Annotated in this window: 17 protein-coding genes; 13 read left to right on the top strand and 4 right to left on the bottom strand. The window is 41.9% G+C overall.

Features of this window, described 5'->3' with window-relative positions; all coding sequences use genetic code 11:
* Positions 1 to 428: 428 nt before the first annotated feature.
* Positions 429 to 1,904, bottom strand: a complete 1,476-nt coding sequence (locus B5D29_RS03960; RefSeq protein WP_078768281.1) for a sodium-dependent transporter — start codon at positions 1,902 to 1,904, stop codon at positions 429 to 431.
* A 178-nt stretch (positions 1,905 to 2,082) separates the two neighbouring features.
* On the opposite strand from B5D29_RS03960, the gene B5D29_RS03955 reads away from it, so the two are divergent.
* From B5D29_RS03955 to B5D29_RS03935, 5 genes are all read left to right on the top strand, one after another.
* Positions 2,083 to 4,944 (top strand): insulinase family protein, encoded by a 2,862-nt coding sequence (locus B5D29_RS03955; protein ID WP_078768280.1) that lies wholly within the window; start codon positions 2,083 to 2,085, stop codon positions 4,942 to 4,944.
* 169 nt (positions 4,945 to 5,113) lie between these two features.
* Complete coding sequence (locus B5D29_RS03950) at positions 5,114 to 5,917, top strand: transporter substrate-binding domain-containing protein (RefSeq protein ID WP_242941739.1); 804 nt, start codon at positions 5,114 to 5,116, stop codon at positions 5,915 to 5,917.
* 137 nt (positions 5,918 to 6,054) lie between these two features.
* Positions 6,055 to 6,729 carry an amino acid ABC transporter permease gene (locus B5D29_RS03945; RefSeq protein WP_078768279.1) on the top strand — a complete coding sequence of 225 codons (675 nt, stop codon included), beginning with the start codon at positions 6,055 to 6,057 and terminating at the stop codon, positions 6,727 to 6,729.
* Positions 6,713 to 7,459: an amino acid ABC transporter ATP-binding protein gene (locus tag B5D29_RS03940; protein WP_078768278.1), complete on the top strand. Its 747-nt coding sequence runs from the start codon at positions 6,713 to 6,715 to the stop codon at positions 7,457 to 7,459. The genes B5D29_RS03945 and B5D29_RS03940 overlap by 17 nt, the downstream gene beginning before the upstream one ends.
* 288 nt (positions 7,460 to 7,747) lie before the next feature.
* Positions 7,748 to 8,674 carry a DMT family transporter gene (locus tag B5D29_RS03935; RefSeq protein ID WP_159443391.1) on the top strand — a complete coding sequence of 309 codons (927 nt, stop codon included), beginning with the start codon at positions 7,748 to 7,750 and terminating at the stop codon, positions 8,672 to 8,674.
* Positions 8,675 to 8,687: 13 nt separating this feature from the next.
* Here B5D29_RS03935 and B5D29_RS03930 read toward each other — a convergent pair whose 3' ends face one another.
* On the bottom strand, positions 8,688 to 9,491 hold the full coding sequence (locus B5D29_RS03930; protein ID WP_078768276.1) for an acyltransferase domain-containing protein: 804 nt from the start codon (positions 9,489 to 9,491) through the stop codon (positions 8,688 to 8,690).
* 96 nt (positions 9,492 to 9,587) lie between these two features.
* On the opposite strand from B5D29_RS03930, the gene sigK reads away from it, so the two are divergent.
* The gene (sigK, locus tag B5D29_RS03925) at positions 9,588 to 10,271 is read left to right on the top strand and encodes an RNA polymerase sporulation sigma factor SigK (RefSeq protein WP_078768275.1); all 684 of its coding nucleotides are present in this window, start codon (positions 9,588 to 9,590) and stop codon (positions 10,269 to 10,271) included.
* A 55-nt stretch (positions 10,272 to 10,326) separates the two neighbouring features.
* Here sigK and B5D29_RS03920 read toward each other — a convergent pair whose 3' ends face one another.
* Both B5D29_RS03920 and B5D29_RS03915 read right to left on the bottom strand, forming a co-directional pair.
* Positions 10,327 to 10,956: a DUF4430 domain-containing protein gene (locus B5D29_RS03920; RefSeq protein WP_078768274.1), complete on the bottom strand. Its 630-nt coding sequence runs from the start codon at positions 10,954 to 10,956 to the stop codon at positions 10,327 to 10,329.
* A complete protein-coding gene (locus B5D29_RS03915) occupies positions 10,949 to 11,677 on the bottom strand; it encodes a hypothetical protein (protein WP_078768273.1) in 729 nt (242 codons plus the stop codon). The genes B5D29_RS03920 and B5D29_RS03915 overlap by 8 nt, the downstream gene beginning before the upstream one ends.
* Before the next feature lie 225 nt (positions 11,678 to 11,902).
* Between B5D29_RS03915 and B5D29_RS03910 the strand changes: the two genes are divergently transcribed.
* Genes B5D29_RS03910 through B5D29_RS03880 form a run of 7 tightly spaced genes read left to right on the top strand, consistent with a single transcriptional unit; the run spans position 11,903 to position 19,943 of the window.
* Positions 11,903 to 12,676 (top strand): TrmH family RNA methyltransferase, encoded by a 774-nt coding sequence (locus B5D29_RS03910; protein ID WP_159443390.1) that lies wholly within the window; start codon positions 11,903 to 11,905, stop codon positions 12,674 to 12,676.
* Positions 12,673 to 13,881: a DNA-processing protein DprA gene (dprA, locus tag B5D29_RS03905; RefSeq protein ID WP_078768271.1), complete on the top strand. Its 1,209-nt coding sequence runs from the start codon at positions 12,673 to 12,675 to the stop codon at positions 13,879 to 13,881. The genes B5D29_RS03910 and dprA overlap by 4 nt, the downstream gene beginning before the upstream one ends.
* A gap of 25 nt (positions 13,882 to 13,906) precedes the next feature.
* Positions 13,907 to 16,015, top strand: a complete 2,109-nt coding sequence (gene topA, locus B5D29_RS03900) for a type I DNA topoisomerase (RefSeq protein WP_078768270.1) — start codon at positions 13,907 to 13,909, stop codon at positions 16,013 to 16,015.
* 2 nt (positions 16,016 to 16,017) lie between these two features.
* Entirely contained in the window at positions 16,018 to 17,298 is a 1,281-nt protein-coding gene (gene trmFO / locus B5D29_RS03895) for a methylenetetrahydrofolate--tRNA-(uracil(54)-C(5))-methyltransferase (FADH(2)-oxidizing) TrmFO (protein WP_078768269.1), read from the top strand.
* A complete protein-coding gene (plsX, locus tag B5D29_RS03890) occupies positions 17,295 to 18,290 on the top strand; it encodes a phosphate acyltransferase PlsX (protein WP_078768268.1) in 996 nt (331 codons plus the stop codon). The genes trmFO and plsX overlap by 4 nt, the downstream gene beginning before the upstream one ends.
* A gap of 1 nt (position 18,291) precedes the next feature.
* Entirely contained in the window at positions 18,292 to 18,969 is a 678-nt protein-coding gene (gene rnc / locus B5D29_RS03885; protein WP_078768267.1) for a ribonuclease III, read from the top strand.
* Entirely contained in the window at positions 18,966 to 19,943 is a 978-nt protein-coding gene (locus tag B5D29_RS03880) for an elongator complex protein 3 (protein WP_078768266.1), read from the top strand. Before rnc ends, B5D29_RS03880 begins: the two co-directional genes overlap by 4 nt.
* The last annotated feature ends 1 nt before the right edge of the window (position 19,944 follow it).

Here is a 19,944-nt window from a genome sequence, read left to right as displayed (position 1 = left end):
AACAAACTATTGGAATTTCAGCCGAATGCCTGCCGTCCACAAGCCCTGCAAATGCTGTTTGGACACTCGAAAAACTGTGCGAAGAATGGAAGATAATACAAAAATAAAAGGCGGAACAAACCGCCTCATACTGTTGATAAAGCTCCTGAAACATGCCAAAATATAATTAACCGAATTATGCCTCCCATTTTTTAAAAGGTGATTCCCCCGTTAATCGGGGGAAATGTCTGCAACGCAGACAAAAGGGGGCGTCTACGCAGTAAAGGTGGCAACACGAAGTGTTGACGGTGGGGTTTTAAAAATGCTGTAGGTATTGGACTTACGGCATTTTTGGTGTTTTTCGTTTTTTGCTCAGTCGAGGTATTTATATACATCTTCCTTCGCAAGAAAACGAAATTCAGAAACTTTCTCAACAGCCTTTTTACATTTTATGCTGATTTTTTCTTTCTTCCGGTAAAGAATACTATGCCAAATATCACAAGCATAAGGAGAAAGGCGAATGCCATCCAAGCAATTCTTTGTGCCGGCTCGTGATTTGCAAAGAAATCATAGTAGCCTTTGAGGTAAACAATGATAACAACAATCGGCAAAACATACTGCATATATGCTCTTGCCCAGTTAGGGAACTTGAGTCCTTCGCCTGTGTTTGCCTCCTTGATGAAGTTTTCAAATCCCCATCCGTTCTTTCTGACGCAGAACATAACAAATACCAAACTGCCAAGCGGAAGCAAATTATAAGAAACAATGAAGTCCTCAACATCCATAATTCCTGTGCCCTCGCCGAGAAGCTGAACCTTTGACCAAAGGTTGAAACCAAGAATTGCAGGGATGCTGATTGCGGTGATGATAATAAAGTTTACTGCAACGGACTTTGAGCGTGACCAACCCTTCATATCCATAAAAGCAGCAATGAGGTTTTCAAACACGGCAATGATGGTTGAAAGTGCGGCAAACGACATAAAGATGAAGAATAATGCACCCCAAATTCTGCCACCTGCCATTTGATTAAATACATTTGGAAGTGTTATAAAGAGGAGTGACGGACCGCTGTCAGGCTGAACGCCAAATGCAAAGCATGCAGGAATGATGATGAAACCTGCCATAAGAGCAACGAATGTATCGAGCACCATAACACTTACTGCTTCACCGCCAAGGCGTTTTTTCTTGTCAAGATAACTGCCAAAGATTTCCATAGCGCCGATACCGAGGCTGAGTGTGAAGAATGCGTGCGACATAGCGGCAAATACAGCCGTGCCGAAGCCTGTTTGTTTTACAACGCTGAAATTTGGAACAAGGTAGAATTTGATGCCTTCGCTTGCATTCGGCAGTGTTGCCGAGTTGATTGCGAGCGCCACCATAAGAACAACAAGGAGTGACATCATAACTTTTGTGATTTTTTCAACGCCGTTTTTTACGCCGAGCGCACAAACCGCAAATGACAAAACAATTGCGATAAATGCCCACAAACCCATTGTTTGAGGTTGCGACAGCATTGTTGAAAATGCGTTGCCTACTCCGTCAACATCAAGTCCGGAAAGTTTGCCGGTGATTTCAAGATACGCATAGTAAAGCATCCATCCGCCTACCATTGTGTAAAACGACATAAGTAAATAACATCCGATAATGCTTATCCATTTGAGGTTATGCCACTTTGTGCCTTTTGGCTCAAGTTTTTCAAACGCTCTGCCCATACCCATCTGACTGCCTCTGCCGACTGCAAATTCTGCAACCAAAATCGGGAAGCCGAGAATGATGAGAAACAGCAAGTACATAACAATAAATGCCGCTCCGCCGTACATTCCGCAGATGTATGGGAATTTCCATACATTGCCTATGCCGACTGCACATCCCGCAGAAACCAAGATGAATCCGAGTTGTGAGGCAAATTGCTCTCTTTTTTCCATTAATAAAGCCCTCTCTTATTTTCTTTTTAAAAAGTCAGTATACTAATTTTAACATAAAAACTTTTTATGTCAAGGATAAAAAGTCTTTATTTTGACGAATAATATTAATAGAAACAAATTTGTGTATTTGATTTTTTTATGGACTATGCTATAATTAAAAGAGTACGGAGGATTAATTATGAAGATTAATGACAATATGAACGGATTTAAAATTCTTGAAGTAAAAGAGGTTGCCGAGCTTAAGGGCAGAATTGTTGAAATGAAGCACGAAAAATCAGGTGCAAGACTTTTGTGGTTCGACAGACCGGACAATAACAAAACTTTTTCTATCGCATTCAGAACAGTTCCGAGTGACGACACCGGAATTTTTCATATTTTGGAGCACAGCGTTTTGTGCGGTTCAAAAAAATTCCCTGTAAAAGAGCCGTTTGTTGAGCTCATCAAAAACAGTATGAACACATTTTTGAATGCTATGACCTTTAGCGACAAAACAATGTATCCTATTTCAAGTAAAAATGATAAAGACTTTTTCAATCTTATGGAAGTCTATCTTGATGCGGTATTTTATCCGTCGATTTACACAAAGCCGGAGATTTTTTATCAAGAGGGCTGGCATTATGAGTTTGACGAAAACGGCGATATTTCCTACAAGGGCGTTGTTTTCAACGAGATGAAGGGCGTGTATGCCGATGCGGATTCTGTAAAGGAAAATGCTCTTTGCCGTGCATTGTTCCCTGACAATTGCTACAGCAGGGAATCGGGCGGACATCCAAGCAAAATCCCGTCACTCACCTATGAGCAGTTCATCAACGGACACAAAAAGTACTATCATCCGTCAAACAGCTATATCATTCTTGACGGTGATTTGGATATTGAAAAAGTGACAGAATTTATCGACAGAGAGTACCTTTGCAATTTTGACGCCATTGAGCCGAGCGAACTTCCAAACATTCAAACTCCTGTTGATGCAGGCAAGGTTGAAGTTATGTTTGAACAGTCAAAGGATATGCCACTCGAAAATCAAAGCTCGCTTCAAATGGGCTATGTTGTCGGCAAGTTTGACGAAAAAGAAAAGATTTATGCAACACGAATTCTTGCTCGCTATCTTTGCCGAAACAATCAATCTTATCTCACCTCTGCAATTCTTGAAAAAGGCTATGCCGAGGACGCCTCTATTCAAGTGGTTGACGGAATACTTCAACCATATATTGCACTTGATTTGAAGAATATTGACGAAAACAAGGCGGATGAAATATACGATTTTGTTAATCAAAAGTTGCGTGAACTTCAATCAAACGGACTTGACAAAAAACAGCTTGAAGCCGTAATTTCCAATTTTGAATTTGAACTTAAGGAAAAGGATTTTGGTTATCCTCGTGGACTTATGTATGCTATGCTTTCGCTTGAGACATGGCTTTATGACGGCGAAACCACAACAAATGTTCTTGTCGGCGACATTTTTGAAACCTTGCGTAAAAAGGCTGAAAGTGGCTATTTTGAACAGCTTATCAGCGAAGTTTTCTTCGACAACAAGCACCGTTGTGTTCTTCTTGCAAAGCCGTCATACACAGTCGGCGACAGCGACCGAGCAGACGAAAAGGCAAGACTTGAGGCTGTTAAGAATTCTTGGAGCGATGCCGATGTTGAGTATTACAAAAACGAGCAGAAAAAACTTGACGAATGGCAATCAAGCGTTGATTCGCCGGAGGATTTGGCAAAAATGCCGATGATTACCCTTGACGATATTGAGGTTAAGCCTGAACCGCTCCCAACGGAAATTGACGGCAAACTTATCAAGCACTCAATCCAAACTGACGGTATTGCGTATATAAAAATGTATTTTGACATCACAGGTGTTGAGGAAGCTGATTTGCCAAAACTTTCGCTTATGTCAAAACTTTTGGGCGAACTTGACACGGCACATCACAACGCTGTTGATTTGAAAACCGAGCTTACGGCAAAATGCGGAAATATTTCGTTTTCTGTTTCGCCGTTTGCACAATACAATTCGTCAAAGAACGGCAAAATAAAATTTGTTGTTTCGTTCAGCGCACTCAACAGATATGTCGGTGAAGCGCTTGAACTTGTCAGAGAAATTTTGACTTCAACAAAGTTTGAAAACACTTCTCAAATTGTAGATATTATTAAACAAGAACGCCAACTTCATTATCAGTCAATCGTTATGGCAGGCTCAATGTTTGCGGCAAAGAGAAGCTCAACGGCTTTTTCATATGACGCTGTTGTTGAAGATGTTTCAAACGGATTTTCATATTATTATTGGCTCAAAGAGCAGGAAACCGAACCTACTGTCATTGCCGAACTTCAAGGATTTGCAAGCAGTATTTTCGGTTCTGACAATGTTCTTGTCGGTATCGGTGCAGACGATGCAAACGAATTTGACGACAGCATAAAATCATTTATTGCTTCGCTTGGCAAGTCAACTGTTTCTCACGAACTTAAAATCAAACCGTGGAAAAAATCGAATGACGCTGTTGTTATTCCGGGTGACATTTCGTTTTCTGGTATGGCGGCAGATTTCAGCGGACTGTATGATGGCAGAACATTCCTTATGAGCCACATTGTTTCGCTTGATTATTTGTGGAATGAGGTGCGTGTAAAGGGCGGTGCTTACGGCACGGGACTAAAGGCTGTTGCCAATGGTTCTGTTTTTGCATATTCATTCCGTGACCCAAATGCAAAGGCTTCTGTTGAAACCTATTATAAAATTGCGGATTATCTTCGTACATTTGCAAATTCCGACAGAAGTCTTGTCGGCTTCATCATCGGTGCAATGTCGAGCGCTTCTCCGCTTCTCACCCCTTGTGAAATTGCTTCGGGTGCGGACGGCAACTATATCAGAGGCATATCCGAGGAAAGCAGATTGTTGCTTCGCAAGCAGATTGTAGGCACTCAAAAGAGCGACTTTTTGGCTCTTGCAGACACTCTTGAAAGTGCAATTAATGACAGTTCGTTCTGTGTTGTCGGTTCAAAAAAGCAGGTCGATTTGTTCGGAAACCTTGATAACAAATTTTCATTATAACTATAAATATTCGTCATAATGTATAAAAAAACATAAAAATATCGTTCATTTTTCCCGCTTTGCTGTCTTGTAAAACTCTGTGAGTATTGACAAGGCAGCAAAAAATTATTATAATAAACCTTAATATATCCTAAACGGATTTAATTAATAATTTGAAAGGAAAATGAAAATGAAAAAGACAATGAAGAGAGTATTGGCTCTTGTTCTTGCAGCACTTACAGTAGTATTTGCATTTGCAGGATGCTCAAACAACTCAAATGATGACAAAAATAATGATGCAAAAACAGATGCTTCCGCAAAGAAGTATGTTATCGCAACTGATACAGTATTCAAGCCTTTTGAATACACAGACGCTTCAGGTAACTTTGTTGGTATTGATGTGGATATTCTTGCAGCTATTGCAGAAGATCAGGGCTTTGAGTACGAACTCAGATCACTTGGCTTTGACGCATCAATCGCAGCTTGCAAGTCAGGTCAGGCTGACGCTATGATCGCAGGTGCTTCAATTACTGATGAAAGACAAAAAGGCGGTTGGATTTTCTCTGACGCTTATTACACAGCAACACAAAGCGTTGCAGTAAAGAAGGGCTCAAGCATTAAATCACTTGACGATCTCAAGGGTTCAACAGTAGCTGTTAAGACAGGTACAAAGGGTGCCGACTATGCAGAAGAACTCAAGGATAAGTACAGTCTTAAACTTACATATTTTGAGGACAGCCCAACAATGTATCAATCTGTTACAGGCGGTCAGTGTGCTGCTTGCTTCGAGGATACTCCTATTATGGCAGCTTCTATTAAAGACGGCAATCTTGATATGGAAATCGTAGAAGGCTCTGAAAATGAAGGTGCCGGTTACGGTATGGCTACTTTCTCAGCTGACAAGCAGGAACTTCTTGACAAGTTCAATGCAGGTCTTGCAAACATCAAGGCTAATGGAAAGTATGACGAGATTATCGCAAAGTATCTTGGCTAATATCGGCAAAAATTAAAGTAATTCTGTTTAGGAAAGTTTGCCACCTGCCCGTTTTTCCACGGGCAACGGTGGCTTTCTTGCTGAATGATGTCGACATATTTTTACATCATTCTACTATGAGAGGAGTTTTTCACCCAATGCAACAAATTATTGAAACATACGGACAAATGCTTCTTGCGGCTATGGGCAAAACGCTCACCTTGGCATTGTGCGGATTGTTCTTTGCTTGCTTAATCGGTTTGCTTTTCGGCATCTTATCTGTGCTTAAAAACAAGGTTTGCAATGCAATTTACAGAGTATTCGTTGATGTCATTCGTGGCGTCCCAATGATTGTACTTGCGTTTTTTGTTTATTTCGGCGTTCCGTATATCATCAACAAATCATCAACAACATCGTTTACACTTTCTGCTTTGCAGGCGGGTACTGTCTGCCTTTCGCTTAACTGCGGTGCATATATGGCAGAGATTATTCGTGCCGGTATTCAATCGGTCGACATCGGTCAGATGGAAGCATCCCGTTCACTCGGTATGAGCTATTCACAGGCTATGCGCAAGGTTGTTCTTCCGCAGGCTATCAGAACAATGATTCCGTCAATTATAAATCAGTTCATCATCACACTTAAGGATACATCAATCCTTTCTGTTATCGGTTTTCCGGAGCTTGTTAACACATCAAAGAATGTTGTTGCCAACACAGGTAGCGTATTTGAGGTTTGGGCTGTTGTAGCCGTTATGTATTTGATTGTTATTACTTTGCTTTCGTATGCAGCAAAAATGCTTGAAAGGAGATTGAACCGTGGCCGTAAATTATAATAATGTAAAAATTCATGTTTCACATCTCCAAAAGAATTTTGGAAAGCTTGAAGTTTTAAAAGATATTACAACCGATATTTATGAGGGCGAGGTTGTTGTTATTCTCGGTCCGTCAGGTTGTGGCAAGTCAACATTTCTCCGCTGTATCAACCGTCTTGAGGATATTACAGCAGGCGATATGGTTGTTGACGGCAATCATATGGATGACAAAAAAATCAACATCAACAAGGCAAGAGAAAATGTCGGAATGGTGTTCCAGCATTTCAATCTTTTCAATAACCTTAATGTTATAGACAATCTTACCCTTGCACCTATTCAGGTTAAAAAGATGAAAAAGGACGAGGCAAAGCAACTTGCCATGAAAATGCTTGGCAAGGTAGGTCTTGAGGACAAGGCACAGGCGTATCCGTCCATGCTTTCAGGCGGTCAAAAACAGCGTGTTGCCATTGCAAGAGCGCTTTGTATGAATCCTGATATTATGCTTTTTGACGAGCCGACTTCTGCACTCGACCCTGAAATGGTAGGCGAAGTTCTCAATGTTATGCGTGAACTTGCCGAGGAGGGTATGACAATGGTTATCGTTACCCATGAAATCGGCTTTGCCCGTGAAGTTGCCAACAGAGTTTTGTTCATCTATGACGGCAAAATTCTTGAAGAGGGCACACCGCAAGAGGTTATTTATGACCCTCAAACAGAGAGAGCAAAGGATTTCTTTAACAAGGTATTATAAATTAAATTTTTTGTCAGGCTGTTGAGAAAGTTTCTGAATTTTGTTTTCTTGCGAAGGAAGATGTACGATGGTACCTCGACTGAGCAAAAAACGAAAAACGCCAAAAATGCTGTAAGTTCAAAACTTACAGCATTTTTAAAACCCCACCGTCAACACTTTGTGTTGCCACCTCCCCTTGCATCAATGGGAGTCATAATTTGGTGGTTATATATTGGCGTGGTTCAGGAGCTTTATCGACAGTCTGAACCGAGGTTTCCCTCGGTTTTTTTAAAGCGTTTGGAGTATATTATGAAATCAAAAAAGATTATTTCATCCTTTTTGCTGATATTGATTTCTGTTGCGTGGGGTGGCTCTTTTGTTGCACAAAGCAAGGGCGGTGACCTTGTCGGACCGTTTACATTCGGCTTTTTCCGCTTTCTTGTTGCAGGAATTGCCATTTTGCCGATAATCGCTTTTCTCGATTCAAGGGAGAAAAAGAACGACAAGCCAAAACCGGATTACAGCACGAAGGAACTTATCCGTGACGGCTTTGTGTGCGGATTTTTCCTTGCCGGCACATCAGCATTTCAACAGCTCGGATTGTTTGCGGGCACACCGTCGGGCAAGGCTGGATTTTTGACCTCGTGCAATGTGATTTTTGTGCCGATTATCTGTTTGTTTTTTAAGGAAAAAATCAAATGGAATGTGTGGCTGTCAATCGTTGTGACGGTATGCGGACTTTATTTGCTGTGCGTAAATGACGGCTTCAGCGTGCAGATGTCTGATATGCTTGTGCTTATTTGTTCGGTTATGAATGCGGCGAGAATTATTGCCGTTGACCGCTTCAAGCACAAAACGGATATTATCAAACTTGCGTGTGTGCAGTTTTTTTCGGCATCGCTGTTTTTGACCGTGCCGATGGCTATATCCGAAATGAGAGATTTTTCGCAGTGGTGTGCAAGCATAAATCAATCTGCGTTGTGGATGTCACTGCTTTATGCAGGCGTGGTTGCCGGAACATTTGCCTTTACGGTGCAAAATGTTGCTCAAAAATATGTTGACCCAACGGTTTCGTCATTGCTTATGAGCACTGAATCGGTGTTTGCGGTGCTTGCAGGCTGGCTGATTGTCGGCGACAAATTGACGGTCAAAGAACTTTTAGGCTGTGCAATTATTTTTGTTGCACTCATCATAGCTCAATTACCGAATAAAAAAAGAACGGAAAGTGTTGCATAACTTTCCGTTTTTCTTATATCTTGCTTAGCGGAATATAGCCAAAACTTTCGCCTAATTTTCCGCCGTTGATCATATATTCCTTTGCACCTTTTTGAAGTGAGGTCGTTTCTGCGTACTGCTTTTTGTTGAACTGTTTTTTGCCGAAAATTCGCTCTATTGCATAACTGTCCGTATGGTCTGTAAAAGCAATTTCGAACAGCGTTTGAAACTGCAAAATGTTGCTTGACGGCTTCATAAACAGGTGATTGTCTTTGTATAAAAGCCAGCTTTTGCACACGAAGTAGTTGAATTTATACGCAGGGAGATGCGTTGCAAAAAAATCTTTTGCCATTTTCAGCGAGTCCTTACAGTCCGATAATAACAGTGGTTCGCCCTGCGGAATGTGGATAAATACAGTTTGTTCGCCCTTTTTGAACGGCAGTTTTGAGTAGTCGAATGTAACATAGGTACATTTGAAAAGTTGATACTGAAGTCTGCCTATTTTGAACAATTCTGCCTTAAGGTGATTTTGTATCCACGGGTAATTTTTCAGTCCCTTGTTGTCGTTGTTTTTGCACCAAATTCCTATGTCGGACATAGTTTCTTTCAGTATGTTTTCGTCTATTCCAAGCTGTTTGTAGTCCTCTTCGGTATATTTGATGTATGCAATGCAAACGGCAAGCCTCATCATATCATTGCGTCTTGCAAGGCACGAAAAACCGTGCTTTTTGCACTTTTCCGCAAGTGAATTTATTTTCTTTTCGTGACTGCTTATGTATTGAATCAGTCTATTTTCAAGGTCGGCATCAAGGCCTGCAAATTTAATATATTTTTCCATAAGTTGAGTGTATCATTAAAAGTATAGGCTTGTCAACGGTATTAATTATTTCTTTTCGTCATAGTATGTATTGTGATTTGATAAGGAGAGGTTTTTATGTTTTCTGCACTACTTACCGCAATCGGTTCAAGCCTGTTGTTTTTGCTTTTGCACATTCAAAACGGGTCGGGATTTCCAAAACCGCTCACCGCAAAGGAAGAACGGGAACAGCTTGAAAAGATGGCGAACGGTGACCTCAACGCTCGGGCAGTTTTGATTGAACGCAATCTCCGTTTGGTCAGCCATATTTGCAAGAAGTATTATTCAAAAACAAATGACAATGACGACCTGATTTCTATCGGCACTATCGGACTGATTAAAGCGGTGGATTCGTTTGATTATTCAAAGGGAACTCGGCTTTCAACCTATGCTTCTCGCTGTGTTGAAAACGAAATTCTAATGTATTTTCGTTCACTAAAAAAGCAGAACGGAGAGGTGTTTATGGGTGATGCGATTGATACCGACAAAGACGGAAATCCGCTGACAGTCGAGGATGTAATCAGCGATGACAGGGATATTGTTGAAGAAATCGAAACAAAACGCCGTTGGCTGGAGGTAAAGAAACTCATTGAAAATATGGATGACGAGAGGGAAAAGGAAATAATCATTTTGCGTTATGGATTGAACAATGCAAAACCGCTCACCCAACGAGAGGTTGCGCAGAGGTTGAACATTTCTCGCTCGTATGTGTCGAGAATAGAAAAGAAAATTCTTCAGGATTTGAAGAAAAAAGTTAATTAATAAAAACGCAACACAGGATTGATTTCTTGCGTTGCGTTTTGTGCTGTTATTCGGTTTATTGAAAAGTGCAAACATATGTGAAAACGATTGAATCGCCGTCATCAATGGTCACATTTCCGCAGGTGGTGTTTGGCATAATTCCGTTCACGCTGTACATCCAACCGCTTTGCTTGCCACAGTCAAATTCATCAAGGCTATTTATTCCCGAAATATAGACACCGTAGCTTGTTTTTTGAGCCGTCAGCTTGATGTCGTTGTTGTTGCAGGCTGATTTAAGAGCGTCATATGCGGTGTAGCCGGCTTTAGCTTTGTAGGTGTAATTCTTGATTATGTAGCCGTCGCTTGGCACGAATTCCTCGTGTCCTTCTTTCAGTTCGTCCATATGGTCAAGAATTGATTTACATTCAACCGTAACGGTGCAGGTTACCGTGTCTGTTTTCTTTTTTTTCTTGACCTTTGTTGTAGTAATCTTTTTCTTTTTTGTTGTGGTTTGTGTTTTTGTTGTTGAAGGCTTTGCCGTTGTTTCTTTTGTTGTGGTTTCGGCAACTGTTGTTGAGGTTGTCGCTTGTGTTGTGGTTGTTGCGGTTACGGCTGTGCTTTGCTCTTCCTGTGTGTTGTTTGAACATGCCGTAAAGCAAAAGCACATTGCCGCCGACAGCAACAATGCACATATTTTTTTATTCAAAATCGGATAACTCCTTTTTCATAGCGTTGTAGGAACAGTCTACGGCTTCTTCTGAAATGTTGCAACCAAGCTCGTAAATCGGTACTTTTTTGAAAATCACATTAAGGTTATCCATCAATTTGTTCATTTGACCTTCACCGAGACGGCGAACAGTTTGGCTGAATATATTGAATATCGCCTTGTTTGTGTTGGCAGGTCTGATCCAGTTGTCCTCGCTTCTTTCAAGGAAACAAATTCCTGCAAGAGGCACAACGGCAGGGGTCGAGTAATCGTACTTTCCGCTCCACGGAGTACCGCAGGCATATACTGTGTCGCCGATAAGTCTTATTGCAGGCTTGTCGTCATTGAGGATGTATGCTCTGTCGCCGAATTTCTTGAGCCAAAGCTGGGTGTGTGTGGATTTGCCTGTTCCGCTGTCGGCAGAAAATGTGTACGCAATTCCGTCAACAACAACGCAGGATGAGTGCAAAAGAATGCCGTCATATTTGATTAAGTCAGTGTAAAAATCAGAACCTGTGAGCATATATTCCCAGTCGCCCTGTGAAAGCTCCGGATGTTCTGCCATAGCAGCTTGAACCCTTTTGTCATCAACGAAAATGTTAATGTCCGGTTCTAAATCATCCGATTGGTTGTCGGCAAGATAAGGCACAGCCTGTTTTTCGCTTCTGCCTCCGCAATTGTTCATTTTTACTCTTAATCCTGCAATGTCATAATATGGCATAATATTTTTTTCCTTTGCATATTTTTCTATTGTTCATTATAGAATAAAAAACAAATTTAGTCAACCGAATAACCAAATAATATAAAATATATGATAAATATTCAAATAAACTATTGAAAAAATTTTTATTATAATGTATATTATATTAAAATATAATAAATATCGAGTGATTTATTTAAACTAAATGCAGAACTGCAAATATTTTGGCACGCAACGGAGATGTGTATGGAAAAAATCACAAGCAAAAATAATATTATTGTTAAGGACACAAAAAAGCTTTTTACTTCTTCAAAGGCGAGATACGAAAATCGTCGTTTTGCACTTGAGGGGGCAAGGCTATGTTTTGATGTCCTTAATTCTGTTTATAAGCCCGATTCACTGTTTTATACAGAAGATATATACGAAAAATATCCTAGTGAGATTGACGCACTTTCAAAAGAGGCAAAGCAAGTTTATGTCATCAATTCGCAGGTTTCGGAAAAACTGTCTGAAACCAAGTCACCGCAGGGCGTGTTCCTGACCGTTGAGATGAGCAACGGCAAGCAGGCAATCGGCAATGGCAAAATCGTTGCACTTGACAATGTGCAAGACCCGGCAAATGTCGGAGCGATTATTCGTTCCGCAGAGGCTCTCGGTATTGACGGAATCATCACATACAATTGCTGTGATGTGTTCAATTCAAAGGCAATCAGAGCATCGATGGGTTCGGTGCTTCGTATGAATATTATCAACAGCAACGATTTGCAAAAAACGCTTGTTGATATGAAGTCACAGGGCTTCAAGGTGTATTCGACCGTTCCGAGTTCATCGGCTGTGAAAATCACCAATATTGATTTTTCGGGCAATGCCGTGTCGGTTATAGGCAACGAGGCAAACGGAGTTGAGGAAAACATCAAGGCCGTCAGCGATGAACTTATCACAATACCTATGCTTGGCAGGGCGGAAAGCCTCAACGCAGGCGTTGCCGGTGCAATAACTATGTGGGAGATGCTTCGATGAAAAATGCAAGGTATCTCATATGGCTTCAGCTTACCGTTGGTGTAGGCAAGGCAATCAAGCCGATAATTGATTATTTCGGCTCGGCTGAAAATCTATATAACAGCAATTATCTTCAGCGTAAGGTTTGCCCAAATGTGACAGACAAAATGCTTGACGCAATGGAAAGCACTCCGATTGAAAAAGCGGATGAAATAATTGCGGTGTGCAAACAAAACGGCTGGGATATAATCACTGTTGATGATGAGAATTATCCAAATAAACTAAAAGAAATATTTGACCCGCCGGCGGTTTTGTATGTTGACGGCAAAATGCCCGATGTAGACAAAATGCTCAGCATTGCGGTTGTCGGCACTCGCAAGCCGTCAAATTATGCAAAGAGCGTGGCAAGGGTTATATCAAAAGGTCTTGCAAGGTGCAACGCTGTGGTAATCAGTGGCGGTGCTCTTGGAATAGACACCTCGGCACATATCGGTGCTTTGGAATGTGGAGGAATCACAGTTGCGGTTATGGGCTGTGGACTCGGTTCAAACTATCTCGCTTCAAACGAGAATTTAAGACGAAGAATTACCGAAAAAGGTGCGGTCATTTCCGAATTTCCGCCGTTCACTCCCGCAAGCAGATTTACTTTTCCGATGCGAAATCGAATTATCAGCGGTCTTGCGGACGGTGTGTTTGTTGCCGAAGCGGGAACAAAAAGCGGTTCGCTCATCACGGCAACATTTGCCGTGTCGCAAAACAGGGATATGTTTGCAACCGCCGCTTCGATTTTTGACAAGAGGTTCAACGGAACTAACAAACTGATTTCAGACGGTGCTGTGCCTGTTGTTGATGTTGAGTCGATTATTTCTCACTACACGGAGAAGTATGTAACTCTTGATATGTCGAGGCTCGCAACTGTTGACGAACTGCTGAATGATGAATACAAAAAGCGTGATTTAACTCCCGAACAGGACGAGGAAATCACCTTTGAGAATATAGAAAAGCATCGCAAAAACCGAACACAAATTGACGAGCGATCACGACAGCTTGTCGGTGATGAAAAATCGGTGTTTGATGCTATGGACGATGATTTTAAAGATGTTGAGAGTATTGCAAATGTTGCACAGCTTGATATAAATTCCGTGCTTGTCGCCCTGACAATGCTTGAACTTGACGGACTTTGTGAGTCCGGTATGGGCAAGCGATACAGAAGAAAACAATCTTGAATTTAACCGAAAGGACAAATGATATATGTCAAAGTTAGTAATCGTGGAGTCACCTGCCAAGGCAAAGAATATTAAGGGTTATCTTGGCAATGGATATGAAGTCATTGCGTCAATGGGTCATGTTCGTGACCTTCCTGCCGCAAGACTCAGTGTTGATATCGAACATAATTTTGAGCCGAAGTATGCCGTAATCAAAGGCAAAGAGGCTCTTGTTGATGAACTCAAAACAAAGGCGCACAAGGCTGATTGCGTTTATCTCGCAACCGACCCTGACCGTGAGGGAGAGGCAATTTCTTGGCACCTTGCAAATTTGCTCGGCTTGAAACTTGATGATAAGAACAGAGTTACATTCAACGAAATCACAAAATCAGGTGTAAAAAACGGAATGGAGCATCCTCGTCAAATTGACATTGACCTTGTAAATGCCCAGCAGGCAAGAAGAATTCTTGACCGTCTTATCGGCTACAAGCTTTCTCCGTTCGTAAGCCAAAAAATCAGAAGAGGTCTTTCGGCAGGTCGTGTACAGAGCGTTGCTCTCCGTCTTGTGGTTGACAGAGAAAACGAAATCCGTGCATTTAAGCCTGAAGAATATTGGACAATTGATGCAAAATTCACCAACCCTCCTGAAAGAAAGAGCTTTGCAGCTACTATGGTTCAGGACAAAGAGGGCAATAAGGTCGGCACGGATAAGAACAATATTCCGTCAAAGGAAGAAGCAGACAAAATGCTTGCCGATTTGGAAAATGCCGAATATGTTGTAACCGGAGTTAAGAAGGGCACAAGAAAGAAGAACCCTGCTCCTCCGTTCATCACCTCAACATTACAGCAGGAAGCATCTCGCAGACTTTCATTCCAAGCAAGAAGAACTATGAAAGCCGCACAGGAATTGTACGAAGGTGTTGATGTCAAAGATCTCGGCACAGTCGGTCTTATCACATATATGAGAACCGACTCGCTCCGTATTTCCGATGAGGCTCGCAGCGCCGGCAATGATTTTATCAAGCAAACCTATGGTGAAAAGTATCTTCCGTCAACCCCGAGATTTTACAAAACAAGGGGCAATGCACAGGACGGACACGAAGCAATTCGTCCGTCAATGCCGGGTGTAACTCCTGAATCGGTTAAGGATTCACTCACTTCCGACCAATATAAAATTTACAAGCTCGTTTGGGAACGCTTTATTGCTTCACTTATGGCGTCTTGCCAGCAAGAAACCATGAAGGTTGAAATCACAGCAAACGGCTATGTTTTCACAGCAAGCGGATACACAGTTAAGTTTGACGGCTTCACAGCTTTGTATGAGGAAAAAACCGATGACGCACAGAAGAAAGACAGCGAATCTCCGCTTCCTCCTGTTGCAGAGGGCGATGTGCTCAAACTCAAGAGTATTCTCGGCAATCAGCACTTCACACAGCCACCTGCAAGATACACAGAAGCATCTCTTACAAAGGCACTTGAAGAAAACGGCGTTGGTCGTCCGTCAACATATGTAACAATCACCTCAACAATTCTTTCAAAGGAATATGTTGTTCGTGAGGGCAAGCAGTTTGTTCCTACCGAACTCGGTGAAGCGGTTACAAATCTTCTTAAAGAGAGAATACCAAACATCGTAAATGTTAAGTACACCTCAAAGATGGAAGACGACCTTGATAAAATCGACTCAGGCGAAAAAGATTATATTGATATGATTCGCCTTTATTACAATGATTTTGTTGAACCGCTTGAAAAAGCAAAGAAAGATATGCAGGGCGTTAAGATTAAGCTCAAGGAAGAAGAAACCGATGTTGTCTGCGAAAAGTGTGGCAGAAAGATGGTTGTCAAGGTTGGCAGATTTGGCAAATTCCTTGCTTGTCCGGGATTCCCTGAATGTAAAAATGCAAAACCGCTTATTACAAAGACAAAGGCAAAATGTCCACTTTGCGGCGGTGATGTTATAGAAAAGAAAACAAAGAGGGGCACACCGTTCTACGGCTGTTCAAATTATCCTGAATGTAACTTTATGACTTGGGACGCACCAACCGATGAGGTTTGTCCAAAGTGCAACAAGTCGCTGTTCAGAAGAAAGGGCAATGTGCTTTATTGTCCTGACACAGAGGGTTGTGGATTTACAAAGCCTGCTCCAAAGAAAAAGTGATTATGAAAAAATTTACGGTTATAGGTGCCGGACTTGCAGGTTGTGAGGCAGCGTGGCAAATAGCCGAAGCAGGCTATGAAGTTACTTTGCTTGAAATGAAGCCCGAAAAGTTCTCACCGGCACATAAAAATAAAAATTTTGCAGAGCTTGTCTGTTCAAACTCACTCAAGGCATCAAGAATTGACAGTGCGGCAGGCTTGCTCAAAGAGGAAATGGCTCGCCTCGGTTCACTCACCGTCCCTGTTGCAAGGAATTGTGCAGTGCCTGCCGGCGGTGCTCTTGCGGTTGACAGAAATGAGTTTTCTCAAACCGTAACGGATATGATTAATTCGCATCCAAACATCACGGTTGAAAATAAACTTGTTGAGGAAATCTCACTTGATGATGACGAAATTCTTATTATCGCAACAGGACCTCTTACAGAGGGTAAACTCGGCGAAGCAATCCAAAATTTGTGCGGAGATTATCTGTCGTTTTATGATGCTGCCGCTCCGATTGTTATGGCAGACAGCGTTGATATGCAAAAGGCATTTGGCGCTTCAAGATATGACAGAGGCGGAGATGACGACTATATCAATTGTCCGTTCAACAAGGCAGAATACGAGGCTTTTATTGAAGAACTCATCAATGCCGAGTGCGCAGTTGTGCACGATTTTGATGTGTACGAAGGATGTATGCCGATTGAAAAGCTTGCAAAAAGAGGACTTGACGCTCCTCGATTCGGACCTATGAAACCGGTCGGACTTGTTGACCCAAACACAGGTCACAGACCGTGGGCATGCGTTCAGCTTCGCAGAGAAAACAGCAAAGGCACAATGTTCAACCTTGTCGGTTTCCAGACCAATTTGAAGTTCGGCGAGCAAAAGAGAGTGTTCTCTATGATTCCGGGACTTGAAAATGCGGAGTTTGTCAGATACGGCGTAATGCACAGGAATTCGTTTCTTAATTCGCCAAAACTTTTGAATTCCGATTTTAGTTTGAGAAGCAATCCAAACATTTTTTTTGCAGGTCAAATCACAGGTGTTGAGGGATATATGGAATCTGCGGCTTCAGGCATAATGGCAGGTGTAAATGCCGTCAGACGAGCAGAGGGCGAAGAACCGCTTGTTCTGTCGGAATACAATATGATTGGTGCTTTGTCGCAATATATCAGCGATGAGAGCGTAACGAATTTTCAGCCGATGGGTGCAAACTTTGGTGTCTTGCCTCCGATTGAGCCGAAAATCAGAGATAAGAGAGAAAGATATATGGCTCTTGCAAACAGAGCTTTGGAGCAATTATGAAAATTATAGTTGACGCAATGGGCGGAGATAATGCACCGCTTGAAATAATCAAGGGCACAATGCTTGCCGTGGATGAATTTGGCATTGATGAGGCTGTTCTCCTCGGTGATGAAAATGTCATCAATTCTTGCGTTAAAGAAAACAACATTACCTTGAATAATACTAAAGTAATCAACTGCACACAGGTTATTGATAACTGCGATGATGCAAAGGTTGTGCTTCGTGGCAAGCCTGACAGTTCTATGGCTGTAGGTTTCAAACTCCTCAATGACGGCGAGGGCGACGCATTTGTCAGCGCCGGCAATACAGGTGCAATCACAGTCGGTGCAACTCTTATAACAAAGCGAATTAAAGGCGTAAAGCGACCTGCAATTGCTTCGGTTATGCCGAGCACAAGCAAACCGTTTGTGCTTATGGACTGTGGTGCAAACGCAGAGTGCAAAAGCGAATATCTTTATCAATTTGGGCTTTTGGGCTCAATATATATGCAAAACATTTTTGGCGTTGCAAATCCGACCGTTGCACTTGCAAACAACGGCACGGAGGAAACCAAGGGAACACCGACCGTAAAAGAAGCGTACAATTTGATGAAGTCGGCACCGTATAATTTTATCGGCAACATCGAGGGCAGGCAGATTCCGTTCGGTGATGCGGATGTTGTTGTTGCGGACGGCTTTACGGGTAATTTGATACTCAAAACCTATGAGGGCGTTGCAAAGGCGCTTATGCAGGGCATAAAAAACGCTTTTTATAAAAATACATTAAGCAAACTTTCATATCTCGGTGTTCGTTCGGGCATAAATGATATGAAAACACAGTTTGACTACAAAGAATATGGCGGAGCTGTTATGCTCGGAGTAAGAAAGCCGGTTATCAAAGCTCACGGCTCGGCAGACGCCCGTTGCTTCAAAAACGCAATCAAGCAGGCGGTTATGTTTTTGCAAACCGATTTGATAGATAAAATAGAAAAAGAATTGCAAAGTGAAGAATAAAATGGATATTTCAACTTTAGAAGAAAAAATAGGATATACCTTTAAGAAAAAAATATATTTGGAGGAAGCACTTACTCACTCCTCTTATGCAAATGATAATCAAAAAAAATTCAATAACGAGAGAATGGAATTTTTGGGCGACGCTGTTTTGAGCGTTGTGTCGGCAGAGTATTTGTATCATAAATTTCCGGATATGGCAGAAGGTGAGTTGTCAAAACTTCGTTCGTCGCTTGTTTGCACTCAGTCGCTTTCAAATTTTGCAAGAGAAATTGACCTTGGCGATTATTTGCTTTTGGGCAGAGGTGAGGAAAAAATGGGCGGCAAGGACAGGGATTCAAACCTTGAGGATGCCTTTGAGGCACTCATTGCCGCAATTTATCTTGACGGCGGTATGGAACCGGCAAAAAAACACATTCTTCACTTCTTGGCAAGAGATGTAAGCACTCATCACATTTTGTTTAAGGATTACAAAACCACCTTGCAGGAGATTATTCAGCAGAACAAGGACGAGACACTTAACTATGTCATTGTCGGCGAAAAAGGTCCTGACCACGACAAGGTTTTTGAAGCAGAGGTTCACCTCAATTCAAATGTTGTCGGCAGAGGTGTCGGCAGAAGCAAAAAGCAGGCAGAGCAGGAGGCGGCGAAAGAAGCACTTTCGTTGATGGGAATTATATGAAAAAAGGAAACATCAGCATTTTTATTCCGCATCTCGGATGTCCGCAACAATGTTCGTTTTGCAATCAAAAAACAATCACGGGCAATGTCAAGCAACCGACTGCCGATGATGTGAGAGAAGCGGTTGAAATTGCATTGAAGAAAAAAGGCTACGAATACGAAATTGCATTTTTCGGCGGCTCGTTCACTGCGATTGACAGAGATTATATGCTCACGCTTTTAAAATCTGCTTATCCTTATGTTGAGGACGGCAGAGTGAACGGAATCCGAATCAGCACTCGACCTGATTTTATTGATGACGAAGTGCTTACACTTCTTAAAAAATACGGCGTTACTTCAATCGAACTCGGCGCTCAAAGTATGGATGACGAGGTGCTCAAGGCAAACCTTCGTGGGCATACGGCACAGGATGTTGTCAACGCTTCAAATCTCATCAAGTCCTATGGCTTTGAACTCGGACTTCAAATGATGACGGGGCTTTATCTTGACACGGACGAAAAGGCAATAGAAACCGCAAAAAAAATCATTGCACTTCAGCCGGCAACCGTGCGTATTTATCCAACGGTTGTGCTAAAAGGCACAATGCTTGCAAAACTGTACGAGGACGAAATGTTTAATCCGCAAACAGTTGACGATGCAGCAAATCTTTGCACAACGCTTGTTCCTATGTTTGAAGAAGCGGGCATAAAGATTATCCGACTTGGGCTTCACGCTTCAAATGACATAAAGAAAAATGCCGTGGCAGGTGCTTATCACGAGTCGTTCGGCGAGATAGTCAAGAGCAGATTTATGCTCAATAAGATACTTAAATTAAGACCCGGAGATTACGAGATTATGGTCAATCCACGCTCGGTATCTCAACTGAAGGGTCAGCAAAAACGCAATATATACTTCCTTATGGAAGAGGGATATAACATAAAGGTTACTGTAACCGACATGGTTGCAAAGGACGATTTAAAGATTATAAGACGGTAAA

The sequence above is a fragment of the Eubacterium coprostanoligenes genome (assembly GCF_900167205.1).
GTDB lineage: Bacteria > Bacillota > Clostridia > Oscillospirales > Acutalibacteraceae > Eubacterium_R > Eubacterium_R coprostanoligenes.
The sequence above is the reverse complement of the archived record's forward strand: the minus strand, read 5'-3'. Positions and strand labels throughout refer to the sequence as shown.

What these genes read in the sequence shown, in the direction of transcription:
- B5D29_RS03960 (WP_078768281.1), bottom strand. Translation starts at nt 1,904, where the DNA reads ATGGAAAAAAGAGAGCAATTTGCCTCACAACTCGGATTCATCTTGGTT.
- B5D29_RS03955 (WP_078768280.1), top strand. Translation starts at nt 2,083, where the DNA reads ATGAAGATTAATGACAATATGAACGGATTTAAAATTCTTGAAGTAAAA.
- B5D29_RS03950 (WP_242941739.1), top strand. Translation starts at nt 5,114, where the DNA reads ATGAAAAAGACAATGAAGAGAGTATTGGCTCTTGTTCTTGCAGCACTT.
- B5D29_RS03945 (WP_078768279.1), top strand. Translation starts at nt 6,055, where the DNA reads ATGCAACAAATTATTGAAACATACGGACAAATGCTTCTTGCGGCTATG.
- B5D29_RS03935 (WP_159443391.1), top strand. Translation starts at nt 7,748, where the DNA reads ATGAAATCAAAAAAGATTATTTCATCCTTTTTGCTGATATTGATTTCT.
- B5D29_RS03930 (WP_078768276.1), bottom strand. Translation starts at nt 9,491, where the DNA reads ATGGAAAAATATATTAAATTTGCAGGCCTTGATGCCGACCTTGAAAAT.
- sigK (WP_078768275.1), top strand. Translation starts at nt 9,588, where the DNA reads ATGTTTTCTGCACTACTTACCGCAATCGGTTCAAGCCTGTTGTTTTTG.
- B5D29_RS03915 (WP_078768273.1), bottom strand. Translation starts at nt 11,677, where the DNA reads ATGCCATATTATGACATTGCAGGATTAAGAGTAAAAATGAACAATTGC.
- B5D29_RS03910 (WP_159443390.1), top strand. Translation starts at nt 11,903, where the DNA reads ATGGAAAAAATCACAAGCAAAAATAATATTATTGTTAAGGACACAAAA.
- dprA (WP_078768271.1), top strand. Translation starts at nt 12,673, where the DNA reads ATGAAAAATGCAAGGTATCTCATATGGCTTCAGCTTACCGTTGGTGTA.
- topA (WP_078768270.1), top strand. Translation starts at nt 13,907, where the DNA reads ATGTCAAAGTTAGTAATCGTGGAGTCACCTGCCAAGGCAAAGAATATT.
- trmFO (WP_078768269.1), top strand. Translation starts at nt 16,018, where the DNA reads ATGAAAAAATTTACGGTTATAGGTGCCGGACTTGCAGGTTGTGAGGCA.
- plsX (WP_078768268.1), top strand. Translation starts at nt 17,295, where the DNA reads ATGAAAATTATAGTTGACGCAATGGGCGGAGATAATGCACCGCTTGAA.
- rnc (WP_078768267.1), top strand. Translation starts at nt 18,292, where the DNA reads ATGGATATTTCAACTTTAGAAGAAAAAATAGGATATACCTTTAAGAAA.
- B5D29_RS03880 (WP_078768266.1), top strand. Translation starts at nt 18,966, where the DNA reads ATGAAAAAAGGAAACATCAGCATTTTTATTCCGCATCTCGGATGTCCG.